Source organism: Bradyrhizobium sp. ARR65, assembly GCF_000472385.1.
GTDB lineage: Bacteria > Pseudomonadota > Alphaproteobacteria > Rhizobiales > Xanthobacteraceae > Bradyrhizobium.
Genome location: NZ_AWZU01000037.1, coordinates 12,049 through 26,868 on the forward strand (window position 1 = coordinate 12,049; position 14,820 = coordinate 26,868).

General features: G+C 63.2%; 12 protein-coding genes and 1 pseudogene. 4 read left to right on the forward strand and 9 right to left on the reverse strand.

The genetic code is table 11. The features are described 5' to 3' along the window. Positions 1 to 24 precede the first annotated feature (24 nt). On the reverse strand, positions 25 to 981 hold the full coding sequence (locus tag F758_RS0130585; protein WP_024511475.1) for a DMT family transporter: 957 nt from the start codon (positions 979 to 981) through the stop codon (positions 25 to 27). Between the two features lie 4 nt (positions 982 to 985). On the opposite strand from F758_RS0130585, the gene F758_RS0130590 reads away from it, so the two are divergent. Further along, complete coding sequence (locus tag F758_RS0130590) at positions 986 to 1,258, forward strand: hypothetical protein (protein WP_024511476.1); 273 nt, start codon at positions 986 to 988, stop codon at positions 1,256 to 1,258. Between the two features lie 55 nt (positions 1,259 to 1,313). On the opposite strand, the gene F758_RS0130595 is transcribed toward F758_RS0130590, so the two are convergent. From F758_RS0130595 to F758_RS0130620, 6 genes and pseudogenes are all read right to left on the reverse strand, one after another. Next, a complete protein-coding gene (locus F758_RS0130595; protein ID WP_024511477.1) occupies positions 1,314 to 2,153 on the reverse strand; it encodes an aldo/keto reductase in 840 nt (279 codons plus the stop codon). Positions 2,154 to 2,356: 203 nt separating this feature from the next. Then, positions 2,357 to 3,255, reverse strand: a pseudogene (locus F758_RS44760) (SMP-30/gluconolactonase/LRE family protein). Between the two features lie 186 nt (positions 3,256 to 3,441). Then, positions 3,442 to 6,147, reverse strand: coding sequence for a nitrate reductase (locus F758_RS0130605; RefSeq protein WP_024511478.1), 2,706 nt, complete (start codon positions 6,145 to 6,147; stop codon positions 3,442 to 3,444). Between the two features lie 13 nt (positions 6,148 to 6,160). Then, entirely contained in the window at positions 6,161 to 7,378 is a 1,218-nt protein-coding gene (locus F758_RS0130610; protein WP_024511479.1) for an NAD(P)/FAD-dependent oxidoreductase, read from the reverse strand. Positions 7,379 to 7,387: 9 nt separating this feature from the next. Continuing rightward, the gene (locus tag F758_RS0130615) at positions 7,388 to 7,813 is read right to left on the reverse strand and encodes a globin family protein (RefSeq protein WP_024511480.1); all 426 of its coding nucleotides are present in this window, start codon (positions 7,811 to 7,813) and stop codon (positions 7,388 to 7,390) included. A 73-nt stretch (positions 7,814 to 7,886) separates the two neighbouring features. Beyond that, positions 7,887 to 9,269, reverse strand: a complete 1,383-nt coding sequence (locus F758_RS0130620; protein WP_024511481.1) for an MFS transporter — start codon at positions 9,267 to 9,269, stop codon at positions 7,887 to 7,889. Positions 9,270 to 9,458: 189 nt separating this feature from the next. On the opposite strand from F758_RS0130620, the gene F758_RS52110 reads away from it, so the two are divergent. Beyond that, a complete protein-coding gene (locus F758_RS52110; RefSeq protein ID WP_245286626.1) occupies positions 9,459 to 9,758 on the forward strand; it encodes a type II toxin-antitoxin system VapC family toxin in 300 nt (99 codons plus the stop codon). 105 nt (positions 9,759 to 9,863) lie between these two features. Here the strand turns inward: F758_RS52110 and F758_RS0130630 are convergent, their stop codons facing one another. After that, positions 9,864 to 10,778, reverse strand: coding sequence for an intradiol ring-cleavage dioxygenase (locus F758_RS0130630; RefSeq protein WP_024511482.1), 915 nt, complete (start codon positions 10,776 to 10,778; stop codon positions 9,864 to 9,866). Positions 10,779 to 10,919: 141 nt separating this feature from the next. Here F758_RS0130630 and F758_RS0130635 point away from each other — a divergent pair, with 141 nt between their 5' ends. Together F758_RS0130635 and F758_RS0130640 are read left to right on the forward strand one after the other, a co-directional pair. Continuing rightward, entirely contained in the window at positions 10,920 to 12,194 is a 1,275-nt protein-coding gene (locus F758_RS0130635; protein WP_024511483.1) for a serine hydrolase domain-containing protein, read from the forward strand. 140 nt (positions 12,195 to 12,334) lie between these two features. After that, complete coding sequence (locus F758_RS0130640; RefSeq protein ID WP_024511484.1) at positions 12,335 to 13,843, forward strand: sensor histidine kinase; 1,509 nt, start codon at positions 12,335 to 12,337, stop codon at positions 13,841 to 13,843. A gap of 55 nt (positions 13,844 to 13,898) precedes the next feature. Here the strand turns inward: F758_RS0130640 and F758_RS0130645 are convergent, their stop codons facing one another. Beyond that, on the reverse strand, positions 13,899 to 14,633 hold the full coding sequence (locus F758_RS0130645) for a cytochrome c biogenesis CcdA family protein (RefSeq protein WP_024511485.1): 735 nt from the start codon (positions 14,631 to 14,633) through the stop codon (positions 13,899 to 13,901). Between the last annotated feature and the right edge of the window lie 187 nt (positions 14,634 to 14,820).

Sequence of the window (14,820 nt, forward strand, 5' to 3'; positions counted from 1 at the left end):
CATCGCGTGGGACATCGCTCTGGTTTACGCGTTCGGCGCCGGCTCGACCGCGGTCACCAGGACCTGCGAGCGCCGCACGCGCTCGCGATGGGCGGTGTAAAGGCCGCTGGCGACGATGCAGGCCGCGCCGGTGACGGTCCAGACATCGGGCACCTCGCCGAAGACGAGGAAGCCGAGAAAGCTCACCCACACCAACTGGGTGTAGGAAAACGGCGCCAGCACTGATGCATTGGCATAGCGAAAGGCCAGCACGACAATCCATTGGCCGGCTGTCGAGGCGACGCCAACGATGATGCCGAACAGAATGTCGTGCCAGCTCGGCGTAACCCAGACGAAGGGAACCAGCGCGGTGAGGATGACGAGGCCCGAAAGCGCCGAATAGGTCATGGTAGTGATGGCGTGCTCGCGGCCGCTCATCATGCGCGTCATGACCAGCGTGAGCGCCCAGCACAGCGCGGAGACGATCGGAAAAAACGCCGCCAGGTTGAAGGCGCTTGTTCCCGGCCGCAGAACGATCAGCACGCCGATCAGGCCGAATGCGGTCGCGAGCCAGCGGCGCAGCCCGACACGCTCGGACAGGAAAATGATCGACAGCGCCGTGACAAAGAGCGGCGACACGAAGCTGGTGGCGGAGGCGACCGCTATCGGCAGGTAGCGCAGGCCCGAGATGAAGAGCAACGACGAGCCGAGCAGAGCTGCGCCTCGCAGCAATTGCAGGTCAAGCCGCTCGGTCTTGAGCGCATAAAGCGGGGTACCCGGCAGCATCGACGGTGCCATGATCAGCACGAAGATGACAAAGCGGATCCAGGTGATCTCGACCGAGGGCAAAGTGGCCGACAGATATTTTGACGTGACATCGGAGGTGCCGAGAAAAATCGTCGACAGCAGGATCAGCGCGATGCCCTTGAAGGGATGATCCGTACGCGCCGGCGCGCGAGCCCGCGCGGCGGTTCCCCGTTTCGGCAAGGTCTTTTCCGGCAAGGCAATGGATGCACTGTCGCGCCTTGCGGCAGCGGCGGGCGGCGGCGTCACGGCGAAACTCGGCGAGGAAACAAACGAATCGAGAAGGCCCAAGAAACGCCAATCGGCGCGCGTCGGCAACACCCGAAAACAGGACGCCGATATGCGCCAGCCGTTGAAAGGTTTCGTTAAGAAACGTGTGTTGCGCCGCTACCGGATGCTTCGTTTCGTCATCGCCCGGCAGAAGCGCGTGTTCACATCAAGATGCCAGGCCGTCCAGTATTCCAGAGGCTCGTGAAGGAGAAGCGGCGGCATACTGGATTCCCCGCATTCGCGGGGAATGACCGAGCCCCTCACAACATCGGCAGGCTGCGCGGTTTCGGGCCGCGCGGAAAGGCCCGATCCAGCGCCGCAATCTCGCTTTCGCTCAAGGCGAGATCGACGGCAGCGGCATTTTCCGCCGCATGTTCCGCGCTCGAGGCCTTCGGAATCGCAAACACCGTAGGTTTACGGGTGAGGAACGCGAGCGCGACCTGGCGCGGCGTTGCACCGTGCGCCTGCGCAATCTGTCGCAGCACCTCGCCGCCCTTGCTCCCTGGCGTCGGAAAGTCATCGTGGCCGAACGGGGAATAGGCGACGACCGCCACCTGATGCTTTTCGCACCAGGGCACCACTGCATGCTCGATCGCACGTTCTTTCAAATGATAGAGCACCTGGTTGCAGGCGATCTTCCCCTCACCCGCGACGTCAAGCATCTCGTCGAGATCGCCTTCATCGAAATTGCTGACGCCCCAGCTTCGGATCTTTCCGGCACGCACGAGTTCCTCGAACGCCGCGACCGTCTCGGCAAGCGGGTAAGAGCCGCGCCAGTGCAGGAGATAGCAATCGAGATAATCTGTTCTCAGGCGCTTGAGTGAGCGCTCGCAGGCGGTGATGGTGCCCTTGCGCGAGGCGTTGCTTGGCAGCACTTTCGAGACCAGAAACAATCCGTCACGCTGGCCGGCAATGGCTTCCGCAATCACCAGTTCCGCATCGCCATACATTTCGGCGGTGTCGATATGGGTCATGCCAAGCTCGACGCCGCGGCGAAGCGCGGCCACCGCCGCCTTGCGGTCGCCGCTATCGATGTACCAGGTGCCTTGTCCGATTACGGACGCGCTTGCGCCAGTGCTGCCGAAGGGATGCGATCTCATGGTGACGTCGAGCTCCGTTCACCTCTCCCATCGGGAGAGATCGGATCGCATCCGCATGATACGATCCGGGTGAGGGGTAAAGTCTATCGTGCAGATGCGGTCCCTCACCCGGCGCTGCGCGCCGACCTCTCCCCGTCGGGGAGAGGTGGACTGAACCTGCGGTCGACCAGTTTCAGCACAAGCCATGCGGTAACGCGCCTCTCTCAATTCAGTTCATTGAGGTCCGCGACCAGCACCGTACCGCTCGCGGATTCCGTGATGAAGAGACGGTCACGGTTCGGCCCGCCGATCGCGACGTTGGTGCAGCTATGGCCGGCGCAGGATTTGATGCGCGCGACCAGCTCGCCATTCGCTGCGAACACGAAGACATGGCCGAGCGAGGCATGCGCGACGAACAGGCGGCCCGCCCTGTCCATGGTCATGCCGTCGGGGCCACTGGTGCCGAACAGCGAGCAGAAGCGGCCGACCTTGGAGACGCTGCCATCCTTCATGAGGGCAGCCGCCACACCGCGTTGTCCCGCGTCATCGCCACGAACAGCACCGTTTCGCTTGCGTCTAGCACCAGCCCGTTCGGGCTGATGCCGGTGTTGAGCAGGCAATCGAGCCGGCCGCTGGCTGCGAGGCGATAGACCCGCCCGCTCGGATCGTGCAAGCCGGTCTGGCCCTGATCGGTGAAATAGATGTCGCCATTGGAAGCGATGTGCAGATCATTGCAGCCGCGAAATGATTCCGAATTACGCGAGCGCAACAACGGCAGCATGCGCCCGGCTTTCGCATCGAGCTGCATCAGCCCGTGCCGGTAGTCGGCAACGAGAATGCGGCCGCCCGCGTCGATCTTCAGCCCGTTCGGCCAGCCGTCATACTCGACCACCAGCGTCCATGCGCCGCCGGGCGAGATTCTGAAAACACGGCCGAAGGGAATGTCGACGATGTAAAGGTTGCCTGCCGCATCGAAGGACGGGCCTTCGATGAAGCAGTCCGTCGCAAGGCCGGGACGATTGGCATCGGCCCATTCGGTCCCTTCTTTGCGGCGAAATTCCTGCGGCATCGCCGAGAACACGCGTGTCTCGATCAGCCGCGGCGGCGTTTCCAGATAGAGCATTTTTGTCGAGTACCTGCATTTCAAGCAGGCGTACCATAGAGGAGTTCGCTCAGCGCGTCGATTAGCGAGCTCTGCGCATCCCATCATTCCGGGGCGGCTCGAAGAGGCGATCCCGGAATCTGGAGGTTGGGGCGCGACATTCCGGGTTCAGTCGCTTCGGGACTGCCTCGGAATGACGGAGGCAAATCAGCCAGCCGCGCCCGCGACACGGGCCTTTTCCGAAACCGCCCCCGCCTGCGCAATCAGGCGTTTCAATTCGGGCACGCAGGAGCCGCAATTGGTGCCGGCTTTCAGCTTTGCGCCGATCTCTGCCGCAGTGGCCGCACCGCCTGCGATCGCATCGCAGATGGTGGCGCGGCCAACGCCGAAGCACGCACAGACGATCGGGCCCGTGCTGGCAAGCCCCTCGCTGGAATGGCCCGAGAGCAGCATGGCGCGCGCCGCATCATCGAGCGCAGCTTGCGCGAACATGGTCTTGACCACATCCCAATCGCCGGCGTCATGTGCAGGACCGGCGAACAGGCAGGTATCGATCCGCTCGCCGGCAAAGCATGCCGCGCGGTAGACGCCGCCTCCGAAGTCCCTGTACTCGGCAAGGTCATCGCCGGCGATGTTGCGCAGCCAGGCCGGCCAGCGGGCCAGATCGCCATTGTCGGCGAACAGATAGCCATAGCCGCCGGTCACCGCGACGCGCGCCCACCAGACATTGTCCGGCAGCGTGATCTCGTTGCACGACAGCACAAAGCCGCGAAAGACATATTCGTAGGGCGCAATCGAAACAGGTGTCGATTTCGATTCCGGCTGACCCGAATAAGGATCGGTGAAGGGCGCGACCAGCGCGCCGACCCGCGCCCCCGAGCTCGTCGCCGCGCTCCAATGGATCGGCGCAAACAGCATGCCGCGCTGCTGCCGCTCGCTGACGACAACTTTCAGAATGCACTGGCCATAGTCGGTGGTAACACGCGCAAAACTGTCATCGATGATGCCGAACCTGCTGGCGTCATCAGGATGAATCTCGACAAACGGCTCCGCTAGATGCGAACCCAAGCGCGGGCTCAGCCCGCTGCGGGTCATGGTGTGCCACTGGTCGCGAATGCGCCCGGTGTTGAGCCGCAATGGCCGCCCGGCATTGGTTTCGGTGCGCAGCGCCGGCACCTCCGGCGCGACGAATCGCGCCTTGTGGTCGGTCGCATAAAACCTGCCGTCGGCAAAAAACCGGCGCTGCGGCTCGAGCTCGCCCCGACGCAGCGGCCACTGCATGGGCGACATCGCATCGAACGCCTCGTCCGACAGCTCCTTCAGGCCGCCGATATCGAAATCGCGGCTGCCGTTGTTCTCGAAGGCGGAGAGCGCCGCATGCTCGCGGAAAATCTCGGCGGCGGATTTGAAGTCGAAAGCCGAGCCGAAACCGAGGCGCTTGGCGACTTCACACATGATCCACCAGTCAGGCCTCGCCTCGCCGGGCGCGGGCAGGAAGGCGCGCTGGCGCGAGATGCGCCGCTCGGAATTGGTGACCGTGCCAGATTTCTCGCCCCAGGCGAGCGCCGGCAGCAGTACCTGCACCCCGGCAGTGACAGTGTCATTCTCTCGAACATTTTCCGAGACGATGAAGAGCTCGAGCTTCTTTAAGGCTTCGCGCACGACATCGGCGTCGGGCAGCGAGACGGCGGGGTTGGTGCCCATCACCCACAGCGCCTTGATCTCGCCGCGCGCGATCGCCTCGAACATCTGCACCGCCTTCAGTCCCTCATGAGTGGCGATGCGCGGCGCCTTCCAGAACCGCCGCACGCGGTCGATGTCCGGCGGCGTGAAACCCATATGGGCGGCGAGCTGATTGGCGAGACCGCCGACCTCGCGCCCGCCCATCGCATTGGGCTGGCCGGTCAGCGAGAACGGCGAGGCGCCGACCTTGCCGATCCGCCCCGTCGCGAGATGGCAGTTGAGGATGGCGTTGACCTTGTCCGTGCCCTGTGCCGACTGGTTCACTCCTTGCGAATAGAGCGTGACCACGCGCTCGGTCCTCGCGAACATCTGGAAAAATGCCGCGACATCACCTTCCGGCAAGCCCGTCGCGAGCGCGGTCGCGGCGAGGCTGCCGGCGATGGCGCGCGCACGCACCAAGGTCTCGTCAAGGCCCACTGTGTGAGATTCGATGTAGCTCTTGTCGAGCGCGCCGTTGTCGGCAAGATGCACGAGCAGCCCGCAAAACAGCGCGGCGTCGGTGCCGGGCCTCAACCCTAAGAACAGGTCGGCCTCGCTTGCGCTGTCGGTGCGGCGCGGATCGATCACCACCACGCGCGCGCCGCGCTTCTGCTTGTTCGCGAGCATGCGCTGATAGAGGATCGGATGGCACCAGGCGGCGTTGGAGCCGACCAGCACCAAAAGATCAGCTTCGTCGAGGTCCTCGTAGCAGCCGGGCACGGTGTCGGCGCCGAAGGCACGGCGGTGGCCGGCTACGGACGATGCCATGCAGAGACGCGAATTGGTGTCGACATTGGCCGAGCCGATGAATCCCTTCATCAGCTTGTTGGCGACGTAATAGTCCTCCGTCAGGAGCTGGCCTGAGAGATAGAAGGCGACAGAATCGGCGCCATCGCGGGCGATGATGTGCTTGAGCCGATGGGCGACGTGATCGAGCGCATCGGGCCAGGCGACGCGCTCGAGCGAGCCCTTGCAGCGGATCATCGGATGGAGCAAGCGGCTGTCCAGCCCGATCGTCTCGCCGAGCGCCGAGCCTTTGGAGCAGAGCCGGCCGAAATTCGCGGGATGCTCGCCATCACCGGCGATGGTCGCGCCGCCCTTGCCGTCGGGCGTCGCCAGGACGCCGCAGCCGACGCCGCAATAGGGACAGGTGGTGCGCGTGGCGGATAACGCTGGATCGGTCGATGTCATCGCGGTCAGGACTTCATGCGGCTTTGGCGGCCAGCGCCAGCGCGCGGCCGAACATCATGGCTTTGCGGATCTGCGCGATCGGCTCGCGCGAGCGGATCAGTTCGAGATACCAGAGCGCATCGGTGACATCGCCGATCAGCACCGCGCCGGTCAGCCTGCCACCCGCGATGACGAGCTTCTTGTAGGTGCCGCGGCTTGCGTCGCTCAGGACAATGCTTTCGCTGCCCTCGGCCCCCAGAAAATCGCCCGCGGAGAACACGCTGACCCCTGATACTTTCAGGTTCGTCGCGACCACGCTGCCCTCATAGGCCGCCTTGCGGCCGGCAAGATGCCGCGCCAGCATGCGCGCCTGCTCGTAGGCCGGCTCGACCAGGCCGTAGCAGATGCCGCGATGCTCGGCGCATTCGCCGAGCGCGAAAATTCCGTCCGCGCTGGTCTGCAGACAATCATCGACCACGATACCGCGATTGACCGAGATGCCCGCCTCCTTCGCAAGCGTCACATTCGGCCTGATGCCGGCGGCGAAAATCACCGCATCCGCCTCGATCTGGCGGCCATCGGCCAGTTCGACGCCTTCGACGCAGGCTTCTCCGAGAATCCGCGCAGTGTTGGCGTTGAGTAGAATGTCGATGCCCTTGCGCTCGACCAGCGATTTCAAGAGGTGAGCTGCCGGCGCATCGAGCTGGCGCTCCATCAGGCGGTCCATCAGATGCACCAGCGTCACCGGCGCGCCCGCCTTGACGAGACCATAGGCCGCTTCCAGCCCCAGCAGGCCGCCCCCGATCACAACCACGCGCTTCTTGTTCGCGGCGAGCGTCAGCAGGAGATCGACATCGCGGCTGTCGCGGAAGGTGTTGACGCCGGGCAAATCGGCGCCGGGCACGTTGAGGCGGATGGCGGTCGAGCCGGTCGCCAGCACCAGTTTCGAGAACTCGACGCTCTCGTCGTTCTCGATCTTGAGCTCGCGCCGCCCGATATCGATCTCGGTGACGCGCGAGCCATATTTCAAGGTGACACCGCGCTCGCGCCACCAGGACGCCGGCTTGAGCTCGATGTCGTGGGAGGCGGTCTCGCCGGCGAGCACCGACGACAGCAGCACGCGGTTATAGGCAAGCCGCGGCTCCTCGCCGATGACGGCGATGGCGTAGCGGCCAAGCGCGGATTTGACGAGCTCGTCGACCAGACGCGCGGCCGCCATTCCGTTGCCGACGATGACCAGCGGTTCGCTCACGAGAGGCTCCTATTCGGCAGCTTCGCGCCGGCCATAGGCCTGTTCGATCATGAAGTCGGAGAGCGTGCCATAGGCCGCGCTCCAGGCCTCGGCGATATCGCTCGTCCAGGCTTCGCCGAGCCCCTTCTCCAGCGTCCACAGCAGCGCGGAGCCGACCACCGGATAATGCTCGGGCTTGGCACCATAGGCGACATGGCGCTTGGCCAAGGCACCGGCCGCCGGGAGGACCGTTTCCAGGTTTGACAGGCCGTTCACGACCACGGCCAATGTCGCCATCAGCTTCTTGCGCTGCTCCGTCATGTCGTCGGGAAACATCGCCCTCACCTGCGGCGCGACCTCGAAGAGCCGTTCATAAAAGACCACCGCGGCCTGATCGGCGATCGGAGCCACCTTGGAAAAGCTCTGCTGCACCAGTGTGACCTGCTCCGGTGTCATCTTGTTCTCCTGCTTGGCTGGTCTCCCTCGCCCGACCAGCCGGGCGAGGGCCGCGATCGGAAGATGACGCGCTTTACACGCGCGCCTCGGCAAGGCTGGTTGCGCCGGCGGCCGCAGGCGAGCGGCGCAGGTAGTACCACCAGGTCAGCGCGAGGCAGGCCGCGTAGAAGGCGAGATAGATGACGAGCGCGAGCTGCGGGCCGCCGGTCAGCGCGATCGACTTGCCGAAGCCGCTCGGGATCAGATAGCCGCCGCAGGCGCCGATCGCGCCGATGAAGCCGAGCGCGGCGCCGCTTTCGATGCCTGCTGTCTTCAGCGCAACCGCGCGCGCCGCATCGCCCTGTCCCTTCACCTTCTGCAGGTTCTGCTCGCGGAAGATCGAGGGGATCATGCGGTAGGTCGAGCCGTTGCCGATGCCTGTCGTCACGAACAGGATGAGGAACATCACGAGAAAGCCCGCAAACTCCTTGTTGCCGACGAAGTAGAGGACGCCGATCGTCGCCGCCGCCATCGCAATGAAATTCCAGAAGGTGATGATCGCGCCGCCGACCTTGTCGGCGAGCAAGCCGCCGAGCGGCCGCGCCAGTGAACCCACCAGTGGCCCAAGAAACGCGATGCCGATGGTAACAGCCGGGAATTGCGTCTTGAGCAGCAGCGGAAATGCGGCGGAGTAGCCGATGAAGGAGCCGAACGTGCCGACATAGATGAAGGACATGATCCAGGTGTGCTTGCGCTTGACGATCGCAAGCTGGTTCTTGATCGAGGCCTTCGCCGTGGTCAGATTGTTCATGAAGAAGATGGCGCCGAACACCGCGATCGCGATCGGCAGCACCCACATCAGGCCGGCATTCTGCAGGTACACGCCGCCGACCGGTGTGGCCTGATAGAGATTGATGATGCCGAGCCCCATCAGGATGGGCGTCAAGAGCTGCACGCTGGAGACGCCGATATTGCCGCCGGCAGCATTCAAGCCGAGCGCCCAGCCCTTCATCCTGTCCGGATAGAAGAAGGAGATATTGGTCATGCTGGAGGCGAAATTGCCGCCGCCGAGCCCGGCGGTGGAGGCGACCACCAGCATCAGCCAGAACGGCGTTTCCGGATGGCTCACGAAGTAAGCGAGCGCGAGCGTCGGAATGAAGAGAACGGACGCGCTGAAGATCGTCCAGTTGCGGCCGCCGAACGTGGTGACCGCAAAGGTATAGGGAAAGCGCATCAAGGAGCCGATGAGGCCCGGCAGCGCCACCAATTGAAACAGCTCGTCGGTGGAATAATGGAAGCCGGCCTGCGGCAGCTTGGTCGCGACGATGCTCCAGATCAGCCACACCGAAAACCCGATATGCTCGGCAACGATCGACCAGATGAGATTGCGGCGGGCGACGAACTTGCCCTTCGAGTTCCAGAACGTTTCGTCTTCGGGATTCCAGTCCGATATCCAGGTCGGGTTCTGATCGCTCATAAAAATCTTCCTTTCATCGTGCGGCAGTGCACGACCGCGCGCCCTGGGGAGGCCCCAGTCGTGGCGGTGTCACAATTCGGATGAGGGTTTTGCGAAGGACGGCGTCGGTGGCGTCAGAAGCTCTATTTCAAGCTTCGTGCCAAATGACCGCAGTGAGAATTATCTTGTCAGGACAAAGATTTAGACGAATTGCCCGATTCTTTTGCAAGCGCGATTTCGCACCAAAAATTAGCGGCGCGCTTATTCCTTGAATGCCGGTTCGCTCATTTCTTGTGCGACGCACAAGAAATGAGCAGATGCATAGAGCTTGAACCCAAAGCGCCCGGGGCCCGGCGTCGCTACGGCAAAGTCGATCATGCTGCCGCCCTGAATTATGGCGACTGCTTTTCTTACGCGTTGGCAGTGACTCGTGGTGAGCCGCTACTGTTCAAGGGCGAGGACTTTGCAAAGACCGACGTCAATCGACGAGGTGAAACGGCGGTCGGATAGCGCGACGCAGTGACCGCGGCCGAAGCCACCACCTAGAAGCGGTGCGGAGCGCTATTGCGAGGCATGAGTTCATAAGGGTCCTTCGGCGACCCTAAAGCGCTCAAGTCATGCAGGTTCTGTGACCTTTGCCCCCAGCGGTTTGGGCGCGAGGCCCTCGCCCGGCTTCAGATGGAAGTCGTAAGTCATCAGGTGCCACGGCCCGGTCGCCTTCGTGCCATCCGGCATCGTGGCGTCGCTGCGGGTCTCAACCTGAGCCACCAGCTCATCCTTCACGCCGAACACCACGTCGGAATCGAGATATTTGTCGCCGCCGATGAAGACGTGGGTGATCAACGGCTCGTAGCCGGGCGCGTTGACCAGGAAATGGACATGGGCAGGCCGCATTGGGTGGCGGCGGGTCTGCATGATCATCTCGCCGACAGGGCCATCGGTCGGGATCGGATAGCTGCACGGCAGGATGGTGCGGAAGAAGAAGCGGCCATCGGCGTCGGTGATGAAGCGCGCCCGCGACGAGGCCCCTTCCGTGGCGAAGGAGGGTTTTTGCGAGTCGTAAAAGCCATCGCCATCGGCATGCCAGACGTCGACAGGAACGTTCGCGAGCGGCCTGCCGGCGAGATCCGTGACCCGGCTTTGCACGAACATCCGCTCGCCCTCGAGCTTGGCCGAGATGTCGGTGCCGTGCGGCGTCACCTTGTGCTCGCCGACATAGAACGGCCCGAGCACCGTGGTCTCGGTCGCGCCGTCGCGGTCGCGGTGATTGACGGCATCGACCAGCATGGACACGCCCAGCACGTCGGACAACAGGATGAACTCCTGGCGAATGTCGGAGCATTTCTGTCCAGTGCGGGTCAGGAAATCGATGGCATATTCCCATTCCGCGAAGGTCAGGTCGGTCCTGCGGACATAGTCATGCAGCGACTTCACCAATTCCTGCAGGAGGAATTTCGTGCGCGGATTCGGCGTCTGCTCGAAGCTCTTCACGACGGCGGCGGTCAGTTCGGTTTCGTTGAATTGCGCCATTTTGATTTCCTACCCGGGATTTTTTTAGGTACGTCGTCGCACAACCTACACCAGTTGCGCAGCTTCGTAAGCAGCCGGTTGGACTGAGAGCCGGTTTCGGCTATCAAATCCATGTATCCAGCTTCCGCGACAAGAGGTCCAATGCTAGCCCCGCCCCTCGTCTCGCCCGAATCCGCCGGCATGTCCGGCGCCGCCCTCGCCCGCCTCGAGGCGCATCTGAAGCAGCGCTATATCGACTCCGGCCGTTTTCCGGGAACCCAGCTCCTGGTCTATCGTCGGGGCAAGTTGGTGCACTCGACCGTACAAGGCTATGCCGACATCGAGCGCAAGGTGCCGGTCAAGGACGACACGATCTTCCGCATCTATTCCATGACCAAGCCGATCACCTCGGTCGCCTTCATGATGCTGTTCGAGGAAGGCCGCGTCGCGCTGGACGAGCCAGTCGTCAAATACATTCCGGAATGGAAGGACCTCGGCGTGTTCGTGGCCGGCACAGCCCCCGCTTTCCTGACCCGCCCGCCGTCGCGACCGATGTTGATCGTGGACCTTTTGCGGCATACCTCCGGGCTTACTTACGGATTTCAGCAGCGCTCCAACATCGACGCGGCCTATCGCGCCGCCAAGATCGGCGAGATCGAAAAGGCCGGAACGCTGCAATCGATGATCGAGGCGCTGGCCAGTATTCCGCTGGAGTTCTCGCCGGGCGAGGCCTGGAATTATTCCGTCTCCACCGACGTGGTGGGCTATCTCATTGAAAAGATCGCCGATCGGCCCTTCGAGCAATTCCTGAAGGAGCGGATTTTCGATCCGCTCGGCATGAACGACACCGATTTCTACGTACCGGCCGAGAAGGCGCATCGGCTCGCGGCCTGCTATTCGGCCGATCCCCAAGGCGGCATGACCTTCCACGCCGGCCAACGCCGAAGCGGGCTAACGCTGCAAGACGATCCGGCCACCAGCTCTTTCCTGCAGCCTCCTTCCCTGATCTCCGGCGGCGGCGGATTGTGCTCCACGGCTTCCGACTATCTGATTTTCTGCCGCGCCCTGCTGAACGGCGGTGAGCTCGGCGGGGTGAGGCTGATCGGGCCGAAGACGCTGGCCCTGATGACATCAAATCATCTGCCGAATGGGCTCGATTTGCCGGGCATGTCGCGCTCGCTGTTTTCGGAGGCGACCTATAACGGCATCGGATTTGGGCTCGGTTTTTCGGTGACGCTCGACCCGGCCAAGACGCTGATCCCCGGCAGCCGCGGCGAATATTCCTGGGGCGGCGCGGCGACGACCTCGTTCTGGATCGATCCGGCGGAGGAGTTGATTACAATTTTCATGACCCAGGTGTTGCCCTCGAGCGCCTATCCGCTGAGACGGGAGCTGCGCACCATGGTCTATGCGGCCATTACCGAGAGCAATCTCTAGGGCGGAACTCCACAAGCCCAGTTGCGTCGCGCCGACTAACCGCGCGGACAAGCCAGGCCCGCCTGTTGCGCAAAATGTTTGGCCGAGTCGGCGCGGTTCTCTTATGCTACCAGTGGTTGGGCGGCCAATCTGGGGCGCTTGTGTCAAAGCTCTCACTGCCAGTGCGTCTTGTGCTTCTGGTCGCGGGCACCACGCTGCCGCTGATCCTGTTTGCGGTCGGCATTGTCTATCACGATTACGAGAAGGACCGCAGAGAAGCGACCCAGCGCGTGCTGGAAACGGTGCGCAGCATCCGCATCACGCTCGACGCCGAGATGCGTCGCATGACGGGCGGATTGCAGGTGCTGGCATTGACCAACGCGCTGCGAAGCGGCGATTTCGCCAATTTCGGCGCGATGGCCTCGGGCTTTCTCGACCAATACGCCAAAGACGGCGTCATCCTGGTCGCGGACCGCAACGGTCAGCTCGTGTTCTCGTCGCGCAAGCTCGACACGCCCAGCTTGCCGGTGCGCAACAACCGCGAGATGGTCGATCAGGTGTTTGCGAGCAGGCAGCCGCAATATTCAAACCTGTTCGAAGGCGTGGTGAAAAAGCGGACGGTATTGACCGTCGAGGTGCCGGTGTTTCGCGACGGCACGGTGGTTTACGACATTTCGTTCAGCCCTCCGCTCGAGGTATTCCAGAGCATCATCGAGAAGCAGCGCCCGAGCGCCGACTGGACCGTCACTATGCTCGACCGCGAAGGCAAGGTCTTCGCGCGGATCCCGAACCCGGCGGCAACTTTCGGAAAGCGCGCAACATCGTCGCTCTATGACCAGATGTTCCAGACGGACGAAGCCACGCTGACGAGCACCTCGCTGGAGGGCGTGCCGCTCATCACCGCCTACTCCCGCTCTCCGCTCACGGGTTGGACGGTCGCGGCCGGCGTTTCCGAGGGCTCCCTGGTCGCCCCGCTCTGGCGCGACCTTGCGATCACGAGCCTCACCGGCGGCCTGCTGCTTCTCGTCGGCCTCGCCTTTGCGGTGCGGATGGCCACCACAATCGCGCGTGGTGAAATGCTGCACAACCTTCTGATCGAGGAGCTCAACCACCGTGTCAAGAACACGCTGGCGATCCTGCAGGCGATCGCGGTGCAGACCTTCCGCGGCGCCACCAAGACCGAGCGCGAGAAATTCGAGGGTAGGCTCGGCGCTCTGGCCGAAGCGCATAACCTGCTCTCGAGCGAGAAATGGCAGGGCTCGGAGCTCAAGGACGTGCTCGACCGCGTGCTGCAGCCCTATCTGATCAACAGTCCCGACCGGATCAGGATGCTTGGCCCGCGTGTGCCGCTGCCGCCGCGGGTCGCGGTCGTGCTGTCGATGATCGTACACGAGATCGCGACCAATGCCGCCAAATATGGCGCGCTGTCCAATGACACCGGCACGGTTGCGGTCGAATGGGAGATCTTAAGCGAGAACAACAATCCCCAGCTCAGGCTGATCTGGAGGGAGAGCGGCGGACCTCCGGTCACCGCACCGGTGCAGCGCGGCTTCGGCTCGCGGCTGATCGAGCGCAGCGCCCGCGATCAACTCGGCGGCGAGGCCACCGTGGATTTTCTGCCGCGCGGCGTGGTCTGTACGATCACCTGCGCGCTGGCGGACATGCAGTAGAATGAAGGAGGTTCGTTCGAGTCCGCGGAAAGTGGCTCTACCTCACGTCACAGCTTCAGCCGATGTTCTGCAGCATCGGGAAGGTTTCCAGAAGCCAGATGCTGACGCTCGATACCGCGCCGGTCAGAAAGCCGATGCCGGTGATGATCATCAGGACTCCCATCGCGCGCTCTACGGTGACGAGGTGCTTCTTCATGCGCGCAAACAGCGCCGAGAATTGCTCGACCATCAGGGCGGCGATCAGGAAGGGAATGCCGAGACCGGCAGAATAGACCGCCAGCAAGCCGGCGCCCTTGGTCACCGTGGCTTCGGCCGCTGCAATCGACAGGATCGCCGCGAGGATCGGACCGATGCAGGGCGTCCAGCCGAAGGCAAAGGCGAGCCCCATCACATAAGCGCCCCACAGCCCGACCGGCCTTGGGATAGGCAGACGGCCTTCCCGCATCAAGAGCCCGATCCGAGTCAGCCCCAGGAAATGCAGCCCCATAAGGATGATGACGATGCCGGCCAGGATCGAAAGTTGCGCCGACCAGGCGCGGATCAGTTCGCCGATCAGGGAGGCGCTGGCACCAAGCAGGATGAAGATGGTGGAGAAGCCGAGCACGAACAGGGCGGCGGACAACATCACCGCGCGCCGTGAGCCCGATACCGGCTCATCGCTTTCGATATGCTCGATGGTGGCGCCGGTGAGATAGACCAGGTAGGGCGGCACCAGCGGCAGCACGCAGGGCGAAAGGAAGCTGACCAGGCCCGCGATCAGCGCCGCCGGGATCGTGACATTCTGGATCATGCGCTTGTCGATGTCTCCTGCCCGATTCCTGAAGGCTCTTGCCGGGAAGGTTCAAGCCTTGAGGTGGAGCAATTCGGCTTCATGTAACGGATAAAGATAGTTGCGCAACGAACACCGTTGTCGGCTACTCGGAAGTAGCTACCGAAGCGACGGGGCGAGCTCCAGCGGCTGGGGACCTCACATTCCG